This is a genomic window from Pseudoalteromonas sp. CO109Y (assembly GCF_004208935.1).
In the GTDB taxonomy this organism is placed as follows: Bacteria; Pseudomonadota; Gammaproteobacteria; order Enterobacterales; family Alteromonadaceae; genus Pseudoalteromonas; species Pseudoalteromonas shioyasakiensis.
Genome location: NZ_SGPD01000013.1, coordinates 1 through 17,484, shown reverse-complemented (window position 1 = coordinate 17,484; position 17,484 = coordinate 1). Strand labels below are relative to the sequence as shown.

The 17,484-nt window shown below is 42.3% G+C and carries 21 protein-coding genes; 10 read left to right on the top strand and 11 right to left on the bottom strand.

The features are described from left to right. The first annotated feature begins 54 nt into the window (after positions 1-54). Both EXT43_RS04930 and EXT43_RS04925 read left to right on the top strand, forming a co-directional pair. Positions 55-555, top strand: coding sequence for a DUF4124 domain-containing protein (locus EXT43_RS04930; RefSeq protein WP_165385083.1), 501 nt, complete (start codon positions 55-57; stop codon positions 553-555). Positions 556-624: 69 nt separating this feature from the next. Next, entirely contained in the window at positions 625-1,389 is a 765-nt protein-coding gene (locus EXT43_RS04925; protein WP_062566266.1) for an MBL fold metallo-hydrolase, read from the top strand. On the opposite strand, the gene EXT43_RS04920 is transcribed toward EXT43_RS04925, so the two are convergent. Both EXT43_RS04920 and EXT43_RS04915 read right to left on the bottom strand, forming a co-directional pair. After that, positions 1,361-2,479 carry an aminotransferase class V-fold PLP-dependent enzyme gene (locus tag EXT43_RS04920; protein WP_062566267.1) on the bottom strand — a complete coding sequence of 373 codons (1,119 nt, stop codon included), beginning with the start codon at positions 2,477-2,479 and terminating at the stop codon, positions 1,361-1,363. The genes EXT43_RS04925 and EXT43_RS04920 overlap by 29 nt on opposite strands. Continuing rightward, positions 2,479-3,648, bottom strand: a complete 1,170-nt coding sequence (locus tag EXT43_RS04915) for a monodechloroaminopyrrolnitrin synthase PrnB family protein (RefSeq protein WP_062566268.1) — start codon at positions 3,646-3,648, stop codon at positions 2,479-2,481. The genes EXT43_RS04920 and EXT43_RS04915 overlap by 1 nt, the downstream gene beginning before the upstream one ends. A 113-nt stretch (positions 3,649-3,761) precedes the next feature. Here EXT43_RS04915 and EXT43_RS04910 point away from each other — a divergent pair, with 113 nt between their 5' ends. The 3 genes from EXT43_RS04910 to EXT43_RS04900 all read left to right on the top strand — a co-directional run bounded on the left by EXT43_RS04910 (position 3,762) and on the right by EXT43_RS04900 (position 6,794). Beyond that, on the top strand, positions 3,762-4,223 hold the full coding sequence (locus EXT43_RS04910; RefSeq protein ID WP_062566269.1) for an Lrp/AsnC family transcriptional regulator: 462 nt from the start codon (positions 3,762-3,764) through the stop codon (positions 4,221-4,223). Positions 4,224-4,290: 67 nt separating this feature from the next. Next, on the top strand, positions 4,291-5,658 hold the full coding sequence (locus tag EXT43_RS04905) for an alpha/beta fold hydrolase (protein WP_130166496.1): 1,368 nt from the start codon (positions 4,291-4,293) through the stop codon (positions 5,656-5,658). Beyond that, positions 5,655-6,794: a GNAT family N-acetyltransferase gene (locus tag EXT43_RS04900; protein WP_130166495.1), complete on the top strand. Its 1,140-nt coding sequence runs from the start codon at positions 5,655-5,657 to the stop codon at positions 6,792-6,794. The genes EXT43_RS04905 and EXT43_RS04900 overlap by 4 nt, the downstream gene beginning before the upstream one ends. Here EXT43_RS04900 and EXT43_RS04895 read toward each other — a convergent pair. Beyond that, a complete protein-coding gene (locus EXT43_RS04895) occupies positions 6,771-7,361 on the bottom strand; it encodes a DUF938 domain-containing protein (protein ID WP_130166494.1) in 591 nt (196 codons plus the stop codon). The two genes, EXT43_RS04900 and EXT43_RS04895, sit on opposite strands and share 24 nt — an antisense overlap. Positions 7,362-7,544: 183 nt before the next feature. Here EXT43_RS04895 and EXT43_RS04890 point away from each other — a divergent pair, with 183 nt between their 5' ends. From EXT43_RS04890 to EXT43_RS04870, 5 genes are all read left to right on the top strand, one after another. Beyond that, positions 7,545-7,739, top strand: coding sequence for a hypothetical protein (locus tag EXT43_RS04890; protein ID WP_054554610.1), 195 nt, complete (start codon positions 7,545-7,547; stop codon positions 7,737-7,739). Positions 7,740-7,845: 106 nt separating this feature from the next. Beyond that, a complete protein-coding gene (locus EXT43_RS04885; RefSeq protein WP_054554609.1) occupies positions 7,846-8,211 on the top strand; it encodes a hypothetical protein in 366 nt (121 codons plus the stop codon). 8 nt (positions 8,212-8,219) lie between these two features. Then, positions 8,220-9,596 (top strand): class II fumarate hydratase, encoded by a 1,377-nt coding sequence (locus EXT43_RS04880; protein ID WP_062566273.1) that lies wholly within the window; start codon positions 8,220-8,222, stop codon positions 9,594-9,596. A 149-nt stretch (positions 9,597-9,745) separates the two neighbouring features. Continuing rightward, complete coding sequence (locus EXT43_RS04875; RefSeq protein WP_062566274.1) at positions 9,746-10,231, top strand: hypothetical protein; 486 nt, start codon at positions 9,746-9,748, stop codon at positions 10,229-10,231. A gap of 13 nt (positions 10,232-10,244) precedes the next feature. After that, positions 10,245-10,646, top strand: a complete 402-nt coding sequence (locus EXT43_RS04870; RefSeq protein WP_058585357.1) for a hypothetical protein — start codon at positions 10,245-10,247, stop codon at positions 10,644-10,646. Here the strand turns inward: EXT43_RS04870 and EXT43_RS04865 are convergent. The 8 genes from EXT43_RS04865 to EXT43_RS04830 form a co-directional block, all read right to left on the bottom strand. Further along, positions 10,639-10,824 (bottom strand): hypothetical protein, encoded by a 186-nt coding sequence (locus EXT43_RS04865; RefSeq protein WP_062566286.1) that lies wholly within the window; start codon positions 10,822-10,824, stop codon positions 10,639-10,641. The two genes, EXT43_RS04870 and EXT43_RS04865, sit on opposite strands and share 8 nt — an antisense overlap. 65 nt (positions 10,825-10,889) lie before the next feature. Further along, positions 10,890-11,207, bottom strand: a complete 318-nt coding sequence (locus EXT43_RS04860) for a hypothetical protein (RefSeq protein WP_062566275.1) — start codon at positions 11,205-11,207, stop codon at positions 10,890-10,892. Then, positions 11,204-11,842 (bottom strand): hypothetical protein, encoded by a 639-nt coding sequence (locus tag EXT43_RS04855; protein WP_055199258.1) that lies wholly within the window; start codon positions 11,840-11,842, stop codon positions 11,204-11,206. The genes EXT43_RS04860 and EXT43_RS04855 overlap by 4 nt, the downstream gene beginning before the upstream one ends. A gap of 71 nt (positions 11,843-11,913) precedes the next feature. Next, positions 11,914-12,606 carry a PspA/IM30 family protein gene (locus tag EXT43_RS04850; protein ID WP_130166493.1) on the bottom strand — a complete coding sequence of 231 codons (693 nt, stop codon included), beginning with the start codon at positions 12,604-12,606 and terminating at the stop codon, positions 11,914-11,916. Positions 12,607-12,630: 24 nt separating this feature from the next. Continuing rightward, positions 12,631-13,044, bottom strand: coding sequence for a DUF2170 family protein (locus EXT43_RS04845; RefSeq protein WP_054563728.1), 414 nt, complete (start codon positions 13,042-13,044; stop codon positions 12,631-12,633). A gap of 79 nt (positions 13,045-13,123) precedes the next feature. Next, a complete protein-coding gene (locus tag EXT43_RS04840) occupies positions 13,124-14,845 on the bottom strand; it encodes a polyamine aminopropyltransferase (RefSeq protein WP_130166492.1) in 1,722 nt (573 codons plus the stop codon). Positions 14,846-14,849: 4 nt separating this feature from the next. Continuing rightward, positions 14,850-15,749, bottom strand: a complete 900-nt coding sequence (locus EXT43_RS04835) for a DUF350 domain-containing protein (RefSeq protein ID WP_062566277.1) — start codon at positions 15,747-15,749, stop codon at positions 14,850-14,852. A gap of 30 nt (positions 15,750-15,779) precedes the next feature. Next, entirely contained in the window at positions 15,780-16,712 is a 933-nt protein-coding gene (locus EXT43_RS04830) for a hypothetical protein (RefSeq protein ID WP_058585354.1), read from the bottom strand. Positions 16,713-17,484 lie beyond the last annotated feature (772 nt).

Here is a 17,484-nt window from a genome sequence, read left to right as displayed (position 1 = left end):
ACTTCATTATATTTCATGCATGCTAAGTATCTATTTGCTACACAAAGTGATGCTATGTTTCGTTTTGCATTTTTTACTCTTGCCCTATTTGCCAGCGCCTACAGTCAAGCTACTATTTATAAGTGCATGATTGACGGGGTTGCCACTTTTACGGAGCAGCCTTGTGGGAAAGATGCAGTAATCGTGAAAATTTCACCGCCACCAGCAAGTAGCAAAACACCAGCTACAGAGCAGCCGCAAAAGCCACAAAAGCCTGCCGACTTAAGTGTTGAAGATTATTTAAAAATTCAAAAAGCCGATCGTGAAATAGAGCGCCTTCAGCTAGAAATTAAAGAACTACAAAAACAACAAAGTAAGCGCATCGATAAACTCAATAATATGACGCAAGATGCCGCAAATAGGTTAGGCGCAGCGTCTATTGATGATGCTATCAGCAAACAAAGTGAGCGTATTAACGCTTACTATAAAAGCCAAATCAGCATCCTCGAAAAACAAGTAGCACAGCTAGAAGAAAACAAAAAGCAGCTCAAAGAGCGAGGCACGCAATCCAATTAGCTTAACTTACTAAAACTGGTCAGACATGATATAACAACATTTGCTGATTTAGTTTAGGGATCAATCGTTTTGCACATTCACACGCTCGAAGGTTATATTCAAAATATCTATTTAGTTGAATATCCAGATAAATTGATGCTACTTGATGGGTGTTGCCGTGCTGATGTTGATACAGTATTTGACTATATTACCGAACAACTAAAGCGCCCCATCACTGACTTAAAACTGATTGTAGTCACCCATATGCACCCAGATCATGCCGGTGGAGCGCATGCACTAAGAAAGTTAAGCGGCGGCAAAATAGCGACGTCGAATGCTCCAGGTCAATGGTATAGAGGCATTGATGGTTTCTTAATGCACTTAACCGATATCGCTTTAGCTTGGTGGGTCGCCGGTAGGTTAAATAAAAAACGCCACAATCTTTGGTACAGCCGCCATTTAGATGCTGACTATTACCTTGCCACTGATGCAACCCTACCCGGCTTTGACGATTGGCAAGCACTACATAGCCCAGGTCACACTGACCGAGATATTAGCCTGTATCATATTCCTAGCGAGCGAATTTACATTGCTGATTTACTAGTGAAAGTAAAAGGGCAGCTTGTACCACCCTTTCCTGTTTTTTACCCGAAGCTGTATTTAAGCTCTTTGTTGATGCTAAAAGCGCTACAACCAAAACGGATTATGTTTGCCCACAGCAACGAAGTCAGTATTGATGACATCGACTTTGAGCAAATTTTAGCGCTGGTCCCCGAAAAACCAATGACGCACTGGCGTTCCGTCAAAGCAAAAGCTCGACAAGCTCTTAATTTAAGGCGCTTTTCACAGTCGTGATAAAAGTATCTATATCCTGCTGATCATTATAAATATGAGCAGAGACTCTTAAGCCTAAGTGACGTTCATCAACCGCAATATTCGCTGCAATAAGCGCAGCTTTAACAGCCGCTTGTTGCTCGCCAAAATGCATAATAGCCGTACCAGAGCATTTGTCAGCCTGTATGGGTGAGCGCATATAATCAGCTAATTGATCATGAAACTGAGCGAGCATTGCTAAGTTATGAGCGCGTACTTTCTCAATACCAAGATCAGCAAAGTAATTAATACTATGCGAAGCTAAAATATAAGGTGCAACTGAAGGAGTACCGCCCCAAAAGCGTAACGCGGTTTGATGATAAGCAAAGTGCTTAATATCAAACTCAAACGGATTTTGATGAGAAAACCAGCCAACATCTTGTGGCTGGCAAAGTGATAGCTGCTTGCTGTTAACCCATAAATAAGCAGCACCCGGTCCACCACATAGCCATTTAACACTCGAGCCCAACATAAAATCGGCATCAAGCTTAGTTAAGTCGACCTCTAAAATACCCGCAGACTGCGCAACATCTAGTAAGCTCAATGTGTTGTGTTGTTTCGCGATATTTATAATTTCATGAATAGGCGCTTGCTGACCCGTGTTTGAATAAACATGGCTAATAAAGACTAAATCAATATCATTTTTCGCTAAATATGACTGCCAAACCTGCGCATCAGTTAAATCTTCATGCTTACCAATAAACACGATTTCAGCACTTTCAGGTAGGGCTTTTTGCATCGCAAAACCCATGCTTGGAAAGTCACTTTCTGCCATTAACACTTTGCAATTTTCTTGTTGCAGTCGCGGGTGCGACATCAACAGCTTGGTTAAACCACTCGATAAGTTAACTTGTGGACAAAATAACTCACTTTGCGAGTTAAATAATTTAGCGAGACTACTCGTAAATGCTTCAACACCTTGCAACCACTGTTGCCATGGTTCTTTATTTTCATTTTGCCAAGCGGCAAAAAACTGCTGATGAAAATGCTGCTCAGCAGATTTTAAGGGGCGCCCAACAGAGTGGTTAAGCAAATAGCTGCCTTGTGGAATTACAAAATCGTCTTTACTCATTACTTAATCCACTGTTTTAACTTAGTTAAATCATCAAACCGAGTGCGAATATCATCCCGTTTTGCTGCCGCACGGCGATCACGTAACTGCTCTAATGAGTTAAGTAACACATGCAAAGGCGGCCCACTGGCTGTGACTTTATCCAGATGTTGTTGCTGCATTTGCTGTGAAGGCTGCGCTATGTATTTACTGACCAACTGATTATGGTGGCCAATGGCTGTATCACCATGCAGTTTACACACTTGAATGAACAGCTTTAAGTTAGTTTGTAACCATTCGCTATCGCGCTCAGCTTCTGCTGCTAAAAAGTCATCCATAATACTTGTCATACGCATGCTTTCACGCAGGATCTGCTGATCTTCAGGCATCATATACAAGAATTTATCCACCAGCATTTGCGAGTAACTAGGTTCATTAGCAAAACAAAGACCAAGCAGTAAATCAATAACATTAATGCCCGCAAAATCACCAGCATTCGCGCCACGATATACCTCTTTACCTACTCGATACGGCTTGTAATACGGGCGTACACAATAGAAAAAGCGGTCTGTATCGAGCTTGTTGTATAACGTATTGTTCGACTCAATCACATCAAGCAATGCTTGTTTTGCTACTGCGAGTAAATCTGCCGCGATAGGGTGTGATATCCCTAACGGCTGAATTTTTAATAAAGCATCTGCCGCGCGCTTATACGCTAAAATGCCCTTGGTATTGTAATCAATAAAGATTTTCTCATCTTCAAGGTCAGTAAAACGCTTATACAAGCCATCAACCGCTTTATTGTGGGTGGTTAAATGCGCCGTTGCAAAACGCGGGGTTACACCAATAGATGCACCAATGTGCATTGCCAACGCAGAAGCTTCAACAAGGGGTGAACTTGTTTCACGAGAAGGCTCAGTGATCTCATGGCGACGGCATGCCGCCATATACAAGCCAACATTACCTAATAAGTCAAAGGCATTATCAAAGCCTTCATCGGTATTGCCCTCTGCCAGTAAGGCACGAATATGCTCATTACCTTCTTGCTCTAATTGACGTTTAAGGTGCTCACCGACACCCTCTACATTCGCTTTATCGTCTTGTTGCCAATATAGTTTTTCTAATTCGCTGTTGATCTCAACAAAACGGGTGCGAAGCCAGCTATCAAATGCCTTAGTGTTCTCAGTCACAGGCTCACTCCAAAATAATTATATTGCGATAATGTTAACAGAGTTCAATGAGTGCTAATCGCCAAAATATAGACTAGAATCCATCTAGATTAGTGAAAATCACTCAAATAAAAATGAAATTAGATAAAAAAGACCAACAATTACTTAATGCTTTACAGGATAATGCGAGAACTTCTGTCTCAGAGCTGGCACACTCGGTTAGCCTGTCCGATACCCCTTGCCTACGCCGCATTAAAAAGCTCGAATCAGCAAATGTGATCAGTGGTTACCATGCTGCCATCAATCCTAAAGCAGTTGATTTAAATGTGTCTGTGTATGCCTTTGTTCGCTTAAACCAGAACTCTGTTGCCGCTGCTGAGCAATTTGAACAGCAGGTTGAGAAGCTTGACCATGTACTTGAGTGTTCTGTTATTTCAGGCAGTTATGATTACCTGCTGAAGATCGTTGCCGCTGATTTAGAAAGCTATGAAAGCTTTGTGAAACATAAATTAGGTAGTATTGATTGTATTGCTAACATCGAATCGACAGTGGTCTTAAAACAAGCGTTCACTAAGCGTCATTTACCGCTCGCTTGACGCACCTTGCTTGCAAATAAAACATAACTCGATAAGCTAAAAACAGGCTTTAAAAGGATGCTTAAATATGAAATTCATCAACTTAGTTGCTATCTCTTGGGCCATCAGTGGGCTATTTAGCAGCTCATTAATGGCGCAGCAACAAACCTGCCTTACTCAGCTTGAAGACCAAAAACTGATGATGAAAAGTAAGCGCGAAGGACTATTTAGAGAGCCATTACCACGCACCCATAGCACCTTTAGCTATAATATCGAGCAAGCATTTAGTGACTATTTAACCGCTGCCTACTTGCAAATTAGTAGCGAAAACCCGCGTGCTAGTTTGCCATGCCCTGTTTACACAGACACCTATCAGCAGCTTGTTGCACAAGGCGCTCGACCAGCTAACGCGACTGTTGCCGATTTAATAAGCCCATTTGAACTTAAACAGGCCAATAGCCGTAAAGCAGTGCTCTTGATCCACGGTTTAACCGACTCACCCTTTACCTATCACGACCTTGCACAGGTGTATTATCAACAAGGGTATACGGTACGCACAATTTTACTACCTGGGCATGGTACCGCTCCTGCAGCACTTAGAGACATAGATGCCGATGATTGGCAAAAGGCTAGCGTGTATGCCATTGAGCGCACATTAAAAGATTTTGATCAGGTGATATTAGGGGGGTACTCAACCGGTGCTGCACTAGTTATTGATTACTTAACTCAAGGCCCGGTCGATAATAAGATTACTGCTGCTATGCTGTTTTCACCTGCAAGCGAGCCACACAATAAAAACGGTTGGCTGGCGAAATGGGTCGATGCGATTCCATTTGTGAATTGGATTGATAAAGACGCGGACCTTGATTTTGCCAAGTATGAGTCGTTTCCATTTAGTGCAGCCTCAGCTAGTCACGAAGCAATGAGCCGTATTAGCCTTGATGAGCTTCGTCATCGCCAACTCCCTAATGTAGCGATATTTAGCACTTTTAGTGATGTTGACACCACAATAGATAACCAAGCAACCTTTAAAATTTTAACTAAGCTGCACGACCCAAAAACGCGCAAAAATAACCAGCTTGATCGCCTTGTATACTATGGGGATGACAAAAACATCCCCGCTAGCTTTCCAGCTGATTACCAAATAATTCGTGATGACTGCGACACCGATGACTGTAAAAAAATCAAAGGAATGTCACATATTGGTATTGTTAATAAACCCAGCAACCCTTACTACGGTCGCACAGCATTGTATCGCAATTGCGGAAGCTACTTAGATGACGACAAGCTTTATACAGCCTGCAAATACCAAAAAGACGTTGTGATGGGTGAACGAACAGCCGAAAATTTACAAGCGCACAAACCCTTTGCACGACTCACGTTTAACCCTTATTTCGATAAACTTGCTATGCATATCAACGGTTTCATCAAAGATATTGAATCGGCTGCACAATGAGTGAGTTTAGCCACCGCTGGTTTAATCAAATAAGCGAGATTGATGCCGCTCTTTGGCAGTCATTTTTTGATCATACGCCCTTTACTGATCACGCTTTTTTAGCGGCTTTAGAACAAACGGGCTGTGTGAGTGAAGAGTCGGGTTGGCAACCTATGCACCTAGCAATTTACCAGCAAGAACAGGTCATAGCCTTACTACCCGGGTATCTAAAACACCACTCTTATGGTGAATATGTATTTGACTGGGCTTGGGCTGAAGCCTATCAACAACATGGCCTAGAGTATTACCCTAAATGGCTGTGTGGCGTCCCCTTCACACCTATTGCAGGGCAACGAATTAGTATAAATCACAATAAGCCCACTGAAGTCTATGCGTATATTCAGCACATACTCACAGCAACAGCAGCGCAATTAGACTGGTCAGGTTGGCATATAAATTTTTGCCACCAGCAACAAGCGACAGCATTAACTAGCGACACCGTAATGCAACGTCATGGCGTGCAGTTTCAGTGGTTTAATGAAGGCTATAATGACTTTGAGGACTTTTTAGCTTCACTCACCGCAAGAAAACGTAAATCGCTCAAAAAAGAACGCGCTAAAATAGCTGAACAACAGATAACCATAGAATGGCTCGAAGGTGCTGACATCAACAAACAGCATATGCAGAAATTTAGTCATTTTTACCGCCAAACCTATTTGAAGCGCTCAGGCCACAATGGTTATTTGAATACCGCCTTTTTTGAGTTATTACAGCAAAGCATGGCCGACAAACTGGTGTTAATGTTCGCTAAGTATCAAGGAGAAGTGATTGCCGCCACACTCAGTTTTAAAGATCAGAACTGTTTATACGGTCGATACTGGGGAACAAATTATGAGCTTGATAGTTTGCACTTTGAGCTTTGCTATTACCAAGGCATTGAATACTGCATTGCCAACAAACTTAAACAGTTCCATTCTGGCGCACAAGGTGAGCATAAAATAAGTCGCGGTTTTAAGCCCGTATCTACCTATTCACTGCATCATATTCAGCACGGTGATTTTGCAGCTGCCATTAGCGATTTTATAACTAGAGAACGCCAACATATGGCGCTCTATAAAGCCCATTGCGAAAGCTTACTGCCTTTTAAACAGCAATAATTGGTTATTCGCTGGCATTTGCACATCTTCAACCAAGGTTAAGCCAGCTTGCTCTGCAAGTTGGCAAATCGCTTCAAAATCACGAATCGCACTATGTGCATCTTGCTGTTTTAAAAACGCATCGAATTCAGCATTACTGGTACTGGTAAACTTACCTTGATATTTAAATGGTCCATAAATACACAGTTTACCTTTTGGCGCTAAATGCTTTGCTACACCTTGGAAAAAGCGCTCCACCAGTGGCCAGCTAATAATGTGCATTGTATTCGCCGTAAAAATGGCATTCACAGTTTCAACCGGCCAAGGATCATTAAGGTCGAGTGTCAGTGGCGCATGCAAGTTAGTTAATGCAGCTTCTTGATGCCATTGTAAAATCCCCGGGTGATTAACCTCGCGATCACTACAATGCCACTGCAAATGTGCTAAATGCGTTGCAAAATGCACACTATGTTGCCCAGTACCTGAGCCGACTTCTAATACATCCGTCACATCAAAAAAGAACTCTGCTAATACGTTTAAAATAGGTAATTTGTTGTTTTCACAGGCTTGAGAGAAGGGTTTATCCATACAAATTAGTGCACCATGTTTGGTAATTAGTGCACAACAGTAAAGCAAAAATAAATAATAAAGTCGCGGTGAATTTATTAGTTAAAAATATAAAACCATTATTTTCAACAAGTTAAATTTATTGATAAATATTGGTACAGCTTATGCTATTTCCTAAGTGAGTTAACCAATAGGAGCAATATTATGTATATCTCACCCTACACCGCTGTAGATGCAGCACTTGCAGCCAGCGAACGTGCTGAAAGCGAAAAAGCCGCCTTAACAAGTTGTGACGACAGAGCAACCGTGATCGATCTTCTTTCTCAATGTAACAAAGAAAATGTACAGGCGCCGAAAAAACATGAAACAGACCAGATTTTTATTCTCGGCTACAATTAATCACACACAGTTAATCCATTCAGTCTTAGCTTCATTATATAAGACTTGCACTAAAACCGATTAACTGTAATGATAACAATTATCATTACAGTTAATCGGTTTTTCTATGCACTCTCACAATGCTATGCTCCATTATCAGCGGCAAATGAAATGTGTTTGCCAAAGACCTGGGCTACATGCCCCTGCACTTGTTGCGAACTATGTTGAAGCGGGTTTAAACATTGCACGCTATTACGAAAAGCATCACAACTTTATTTTGCAAGAGCTGTATCTAAGACGCACCTTTCATGAACTACTTGAAAAGATGTGTGATTCATTAGTGCATAATGCAATTCGTAAACAATGTTTGGCTCAGCTTTATAAACCGCAACTTGCGCTAAAGCGTTACTACAAAACTCATAACTGTATTGAAAAGTATTTCAGTTTGGAGCGAGAAGCGTGCCTTCTCAGCCAAGAATTTAACCCGATTTAGGAGTGTTTATGAGCCAATTTAGAACCGAATCAGATAGCATGGGTGAGCTACAAGTCCCTGCCAATGCTTTGTATCAAGCTCAAACGCAACGCGCTATCAACAATTTTCAAATTAGTGGCTTAGCCATGCCTAAGCAATTTATCACCGCCCTCGCCTACATTAAGCAAGCTGCCGCGCAAAGTAATGCTGCTTTAGGCCATTTGAGCCAAGGTAAAGCCAAAGCCATTGAGCAAGCATGCCAAGAGGTCATCGACGGTAAACATTTTTCAGAGTTTCCGGTTGATGTATTTCAAACAGGCTCTGGCACTAGCTCAAATATGAATGCCAATGAAGTCATTGCAACGCTGGCGAGCCAATTTGCAGGGGAAACCATTCACCCCAACGATGATGTGAACATGGGACAAAGCTCAAATGATGTGATCCCCACTGCGATTGCTGTAAGTAGCGCTATTAACATCATTTATGAGCTGTTTCCTAAACTCGATAAACTCAGTCAAAGACTACAAAGCAAACAAGCCGAAGTAGGCCATATTGTTAAAACCGGTCGCACTCATTTAATGGATGCAATGCCGGTGAGTTTTGCACAAACACTGGCTGCATGGCAGTTACAAGTGGATCATGCAATGGCTGGTATTCGCCAAGCTCTTGAGCGAGTTTGTGAACTTGCACAAGGTGGCACAGCAGTTGGTACCGGTATTAATGCCGACCCTGCGTTTGCCGGTGAGTTTTGCCAACACTTGAGTGAGAATGTGGGTATTCGCTTTAGCCCAAGCAAAAACTTCTTTTATAACATCGGTTCACAAGATGCCATTGTTGCGCTGTCAGGCCAGCTAAAGGTACTTGCTGTAGCACAAATGAAAATAGCCAATGACTTACGCTGGATGAACTCAGGCCCTCTTGCAGGGCTTGGAGAAATTGAGCTTGAGGCTTTACAGCCAGGTTCATCAATTATGCCGGGGAAAGTAAACCCTGTGATCCCTGAAGCGGCCGCTATGGTCAGCGCACAAGTCATTGGCAATGACGCAACCATTACAGTGGCTGGTCAAGCGGGTAACTTTGAGCTCAATGTAATGCTGCCTGTGATTGCCTTAAACATTTTGCAAAGTATCGAACTGTTAGCAAATAGCAGTGAAGCACTGGCAGATAAAGCGATTGCCAGCTTTAAAGTAAACCAAAGCAATGTTGATAAAGCGCTCGCTAAAAACCCAATTCTGGTTACTGCACTTAATCCGGTGATCGGCTATAGCAAAGCCGCAAAAATTGCCAAATTAGCTTATCAAGAAGGTCGTCCTATTATTGATGTTGCTGCTGAGCATACGGATATTTCGCGCGAAGAACTGAGCAAGTTACTGAACCCTGCCAAACTAACCCAAGGTGGTTTGTAATACCTATTTATTGCAAATAGGTGTAAAACTTTTATCCTACTGTAGCTCTGTGAATACAGAGCTACTTACTGAAAGCTAACGTTTTTATTGCTCCACTTTGAGCAATGTGTATGATAGTGAGTACTTATTCAACGATTTTTAGGTATGTTATGCGCTATCCACTATTGGCAATTTTATTTCCTGTGTTATTAACTGCGTGCTCGGACGCTGCAACTAATGAGCAAGCCGAATCAACGGCAACCAGCAATAAACTTGTCGAGGCACCAAAAGCCGTTGAAATAAAAAACGCTGAGGAAGTGACCAAAGCAGCCCCAGATAAAGCCACTATTAGCTCTGCCCATGAGCAACTTAAACAGCTAATCGATGATCCTAGCTGTGACAACAGCACCCAATGTAAAGTATTACCTGTTGGTAGTCGTGCCTGTGGCGGCCCAAGTAGTTTCATTGTGTATTCAACCAAAACAGCTGACACGGCTGAGGTTGAAAAACTTGCAAAAGATATCACCGCCCTTGAAAAGCAATTTAACGCAGCAAACGACATGATGAGTATTTGTCAGCATCTAACCGCGCCAGGTGCGCAGTGTTCTGAGAATACTTGTGTTAGAATCGAAGGCTCAGCGGCAAGTGTATACTAAGGAATAAGCAATAATGGTTCGTTCATCGACTTTCAAGAAACTTTTCATCACCACAACTGTGTTAGCAAGCATTGCTTTAAGCGGTTGCGAAACAACAACGTCGGGTAGCTCTGCACGCGTTGATCTAGGTGATTTAAATGATCAGCTGAACGATATCGTTAGCAATAATAGCTGTACTGCGAGTTTTCAATGTAAGGTGTTAGAAGTTGGTGAGCGGGCATGTGGTGGCCCAAGTCGCTATGTGGTTTATTCAACGTTAAACAATACACAAGAGCAAGCAGAGCAACTTGCAGAGCGAATTACAGCGGCTGAGAAGTCATCTGATCAAGCATTAACTGTTAACGATTGCTCACCAGTTCTGCCTGTACAATCGCTGTGTATTTCACAGCAGTGCCAAGCAATCGAGATTAAGTAAATAATGCAATAAGGCCGGAAACAATCACCACGCTGATGATACAAACCCCGGCCTTATATATGTATTTAACCTGCATTGTATTATGCACCCAGTAAGCATAAATGTAGCGAACAAAGTAACTTGCTGCAGTGCCAAATAATGCAAAAATAACTAAATACGCAAGTAAAATAATATCCACAGTCATGCCACTTCTTTAAAACATCTAGTCTCAGTGTAAGGGCTTAAAGAAGTAAAGGCAAAACCTTAGCTTTTTTTACTGTGTTCAATGAGTAATTCAGCCACGCGCTGCTTCACAGCACGCTTATCATCGGCTGCAACACCAAAGCGCTCAGCCAATAAAGCAATCTCTTCATCATTTAAGTTAAACGATAAACGCTGTCTGGTTTTTTTTGACTTAACGTCGAGATCCAAAATCTTACGGATCATATCTGATGGCGTAAGCTCTTGGTCAATGGCTTGCTTCTTAATTGATTTTTGCACTTCAGAGCTTAAATCAAACGCCATTTGCGTGGCTCTAACGGCTTGCTCCTGACGCTGCCATTTGGCTTTTGCATCACTCACTTGGCATCCCCAGGAAATAAGTCAACAATATCGCTAATTGGTCTGGTTAACGTCAGTGATACCTCTGTTTCACCGCCTTCCCAAATCTCAATATTTAAACTATGCGATTCATCATCTGAGCTTAAACAGATCATTTCACACGGCTCACCGCCTTCATCTTCATAACGAGGTAAAGGCTTATTGCGGTAGTCCTTATTATGGAAATAACACACATAAGGTGCTTCTGATTGTTTGTAGCTCGATGCTAAAAAGTGACTAAAACGCTCCGGACTATTTTGCACGTTAATTGCCGTTAATTCGTCTTCATCAAAAATACGAGCGAACTCATCAAGGGTAAAAATCTCATCAACATCGTCGCGTTGAATTTTGATCGCAAAGTTTGCCCATTGCTCACCGTCATCTGATTCAATTTGCAAAAACACCACTTGGCCAGATTCACTCTCGAGAACCAACTCATACTCTGCACTACGTTGGTACTGATACGTTTGCACATCAATAACACGCAGTGTTTGTCCTTTTAACCAGCTTGGGTAAGCGAACGAATCAATCACCGTCAGCATATCACCAACGAGTAATTGGCTTGGATCAGTAAGCTGACGCTCTGGGGCTTTTTTAGATTTGAAAAAGTTAAACATTGGCTGACTCCTTGTTGAAGCAAAAAAGGTAACCCAGTGCGTGGGTTACCTTTTGTCTTTCCGTTAACTGATTAGCTATTTTGTTTTGCTTTAATACGCGCCAAAATATCCGCGCTTTTCGGGTTGCTATCACCAATACCCGCTTCAGCCATTTTCGCTTTTAAATCATCGCCATTAGTATCAGCTTCTAGTTGCTTAGCCGCACCTAACTGGTCTTGGCGGTCTTGCTGACGCTGCTTAATACGCTCTAGAGACTCACGTGCTGATGTCATTGATGAGCTATTAGTATTTAGCGTGCTGTTTACAGCCATTGTTGCTTGCTGCACACTCTCAGTCGTTTTAACCATTGTTAATTGACGTTGGTTTTCTTTAATCGACTTTTCAGCTTCTTTAACTTGCTGCTTTAGTTGCACAATGTGGTTACTAAAACCAGCTAACACTTCTTCGTGCTCTGCTTTTTCAGCTTCAAAATCACCGATTTTTTCTGCGATTTCTAATGCAAGAGCTTCGTTACCTTTTTCAAGTGCTTGGCCTGCATACGCTTCATGTTCAGCAATTGATGCATCTAGTGCGCTAATTTTACGCTTCGTTTGCATCTCTTTTGCCATTACTTCGGTCAGGCTTTTTTTAGCGCGTTGTAGGGCATTTTGTGCATCAGCAATTTCTTGTTCAAAGATACGGATACCGTTTGCATCAACAATTGCTTGTCCTGCTTCACGAGCGCCACCACGTACAGCTGTAAATAGTTTCTTTAAAATACTCATAATCTTAACTCCAGAAATTGCTAATTAATCGTTTAAATAAATGGTCACGGCTTCAAGTGCATCAATCGCATTGTCTGCCAGTGTTACCAACTCATGGGTAATATCATCAAACGATGAATTAACCGATAACGCGCCAAAAATAGCGTATTTATCATCAATTTTTGCAAATGCGCTTAATGGGATTGGTACATTTAAACGTAGTAACGTTTCGTTTAACTCATTACGCATATCTGCTTGTACTTCGTTTTCAGCAAACAGGTAGCTAATACACAGTAATTGCTCTTCTGTTTGAGTAACAAAGATAGGTAACTCATCATTCCCATCGACGATAACTTGTAACACATCTTGTTCACCTTCGTTGGCAATCAAGAAAGACTCAAAGCTCACACCTTCTGTTTCAAAAGAAGCCAGTTTGATTGATAGTTCATTTAATTCCATGTCTCACCTTTTCACGTTTTGACATATTATGTCTGAGTTAAGATTTGCATAGCCGACATATTATGTCAACTATAAAATATCAATTTTTGTACAATTCGGTTTCAACTTGCCACGCTTGGCGGTAATAATCATATAAGGTTCCAGAACCTAATCTATTGACTTCAATCGTGTTTACTTGTTCAAAAAAATGATTCGGAAACACAAAAGAAGCCAATAAATATTCTTTGCTTACCCAACGAGATGGCACGGGTAATTCGTTAGTTTCGCGAATTCGCTGACTTGCTGATTTGCCAGCGGTGGTCGCGATAGTCCAACCCCATTGACCAAACGAAGGGATATTTTGTTGGTATTGCTCAACATAACCAAAGCCAGCAGCTTTCATTGTTTTAGCAATACTTAAAAATGCTTTCTTCGCATGATAAGGGGATGTTGATTGCACGGCCACAGCCCCATCAGGCGCCAACAACTGACGCACATGATTATAAAAATAATCACTGTACATCTTATTAAGATCAGGGTGATTAGGGTCTGGTAGGTCAATTAAAATAGTGTCAAAGCGCTCGCCTTTAGCAAGCATAGCTTCGACCTCTAAAAAGGCATCTGCAATGCGAATATCAGCGCGGGGATCGCTCATAGAATGTTTATTTAGCGCTGTTAAACGTGTTCTGATTTTCTCTGGCGCATCATAGTCGCCAACATCATTACCAAATAAGTTTAACAGCTGACCATCTAAGTCAACCAGAGTGACATGCTCTACTGGCCACTTCAAAACATCACGCAATGCAAGTCCATCACCGCCCCCGATGATCAACACGCGGTCATGACGATTTGAAGCCAACATAGCAGGATAGACAAGCATAGAATGATAAATTTGCTCATCCACACTTGAGAATTGTAAACGGCCATTGAGGTAAAGATCGGTAATTGCATTGGGCTGATTACGGCTCAGACGCTCAGTTAAGACTAGGTGCTGATACTTAGTTGCTTGCGAGTAGATAACTTTATCTTTGTATAAAACATTACTTAAGTTTTTCATCCAGCTGGTGCCAAACACAAGCACAAACGCAAAAAATACCAACAACAGCACATGGCAAACTAGCAGTAACTTAGCGAAGCGAACATGTTGATGATAGCGCCATAAAAACACGAGGCCAGCAATAATATTAAACAACGCCGTCCAAGCTGCTGCTTGCATAATTGGCATCGCAAGCATAATGCTCACCCAAATAGCAGCACCGACACCGGCACCGATATAATCCGCCCCGTAAATAGTTCCCGCATTATTTTCTAAAAAGCGGCCATAAACTTGCTGGCGAATACGCGCAATCAGCGGGATCTCCATACCAATTAATAGCCCGAGTAACAGACCAAACACATAGGGTAAGAAACGTGACCACTCTTGTAGCTTTTCAAATACATAGCCATTAAGTACGGTATCTGCAGGCAAGTTAAAAATTTCGGAGAAGATATGCGGCAATGAATAACTGACAGCGATAACACTCGCTATCGCTAAAATACAGCCCATGCCGACCAAGGCAATAATACTCTCTAGCCACGCGAAAGCAGTAAATGCATCTTTAAACCAACGTGCTAAAAATGCACCGATACCCATAGCGACAATCATGGTGCCGATCATGGCATAAATGGCACTCTCGACCGAGCCTAAGACACGACCTGCATAATGAGATAGCAGGTACTCATAAATAAGGCCGCACCCAGCGAGTACGGCCATAACAGTTATTAATAGGAAATCATGCCCAAGTAGATTGGCTCTACTTGGGGCGCTTGTTGTAGTAGACACTTAATTAGGCACCTAACAAGGTTGCCATAGTCGAACCAATCGCAAATGAGATTGCTGCAGAGATAGCTGCTACACCCACGTTCTTCTGGCGGTTCACTTCATCTGAAATATCACAACCAGATAGGATGATTTTGATAGTCACTAAGTGTAGTAAAATGAAAGCAACTAAACTCACTGCTGCACTTAATGCCCAGTATCCTAAACTAGCAACAATGTTGTCAGCCGCATAAGGAGCAATACCTGATGCAGCCGTTAATGCCAATGCACTACCCACTAAAAAGCCAGCATAACGAATACCTACTGCTAAGTTACCGTCAATAACCGCTTGCTGTAAGCAATCACCACTGCGATTAGTACGCTTGAATAACTGCACTCTATATTGACTGATCAGTAGCATCGCAATACTGCCAATGGCAAAAGCTGCGATCACAATTGGAATACCATGCCAGCCTTCGGTTGCCACCCAAAATAAAGCTGAGCGAATAACAATAGCCACACTCACCACATGGCCAAAATCAATGAGTGCAGCAGTCGCATTACCTTTTACGATTTCGTCATGCAGGCTCACTTTACGAAGCGCTACCTTGTCTTGGAAGAAGTGACCTAGCTTGATAAGCACAATCGCCATCACACCATAACCTAGCATTTGTAATGCTTCTTGTTGTAAAGTCGGTGCAAATGAGCCGCTACTCACGCCACTAAGAACAATAGCCAGTGCCACAAGCCCAGCCGCAAAGCTAATACCAAAAGCAAAATTGTCACGCTCAGTTATTTCATCATTAGCGTGTAAGTTAGATACCCAGCCTTTGATAAATTTTAGGCTGACAAATAAAGCGATAATGATTGCAAAGTCGATTGCTAAAGCTTGCAACGACCAAGTTGTTATTCCATTAAATTCATACATGTGTTGTAACTCCGGTGGTTATTCTTTTCACTACTTACCGCGGCTAATGCCACGTGATGTTCTGCTCGAGCTGTTACGTAATGACCCAGAGCTTCTACTGTAACTACTGCTAGAAGCATAGCTACTACGTGTGCGTGGCGGCGTATAGCTGCTACGGCTTAATCCAGATGCGCCACTACGCTTCTTGGCATACGGACTAGTGAATTGTTTACCTTGGCGTTGATAAGACTGACGTGTACGTGTCTCTACCGTTTGTTGTGCTTTAATCTGTTTTGGGCTCGAATAACGATAACGGCCATAGTCATTGTAATAACTGTACTTTCTGTGACGACTCCAGCGACCATACTCAACTCGGTCGAATACATCGCCTAACATGCGATACATCCCGTACCAAACCCAAAAGCTGGTACCGCTGCTATTCGTTTGCCATTGCCCATAGTTAGGATTACCAACTAACTGGTTACCAACACTTTCACCTTCAGCAGCCTCACTAATTGCGCCAACCCGTGCTAGTGACCCCTGCGACATATCAGCAAGCATATTGATAGGATCGGTAAGCGCATCTTGAAATAAAGATGGCTTGGCAGCATCACGAATAAGATCAAGTTGATGAAGAGTATCTTCATATGGTGGTATTAGATACGTAGACTTAACATCAGCTAAGCGTTGTGTAAGACCTGAATAAATAGCACCTTCACGAGTCGCATCAAGACTAATTACACGGGCGATCTCAGAAAGTTGCGGTTGCTGCTCAGCAAGCACCTTGCCGTATTGTTTTAGTATCGTCGCATTACGCAAAGAGCCATTATCAAGCGCTGTACCGAGTTGATTTAATTCAACTTCAGCTTTTTCTATGGATTGTTGTATTGTTTGTTTCAGCTGCTCTTCTTTCGACTCACAGCCCATAAGCAAGCTTACCAAACAAAACAGGCTAATAAGTTTCCAAGCTTTTATTTGAGACATTCATGTCACCTGATTGTGGTTTAAAAACGCAAATAGTTTTACATAGCTCAGGTACTAAACCAAGATTAAAATTGCAACAAAGGGTAAATTGGGTTGGTAGGTTACATAAGTTAGCGAGGGGAAAGTTTTAAGGTCTGGCGTAGGTTGGGTAGAGCGGAGCGAAACCCAACACATCACAGAGCTATCAGCTTTCAGCCGTCAGCGTTCAGCCGCGCGGTGGAGGCTCTAGGCTCTAGGCTCTAGGCTCTAGGCTCTAGGCTCTAGGCTCTAGGCAAAGTCTACTTGTAGGAATGGCTTTAGCCATGAATATTCTTGTTATGGTCTAGATTCGGCACTGAAGTACCCCTAAGGGGTTTGTTGCTGAGGGTGACTAAGTTACCTAACAACCCGGTAGATCAACTAACATCTATTATCTAACGTCTCTTGTCTATTTGGCACTGAAGTACCCCTACGGGGTTTGTTGTTGAGGGTGACTCAGTTACCTAACAACCCGGTAGATCAATAACGTCTAACCTTCTCATCACGTAGGAATGGCTTCAGCCGTGAATGTGTTTGTTATGGTCTAGATTCGGCACTGAAGTGCCTCCTACGCGGGGTTGTTGCTGAGGATGACTCTGTACAGGACAACCCCACAGTTCTGATCTGACTCCATAAAAGTAGACACCTTTTTGGAGTCAGTAATCATGAAAGTAAAATCACAGCGTAGATATTCCCTCGAATTTAAAATAAAAGTCGTTCAAGAGTCGTTAGACACCACAGATACAGTTAAGAT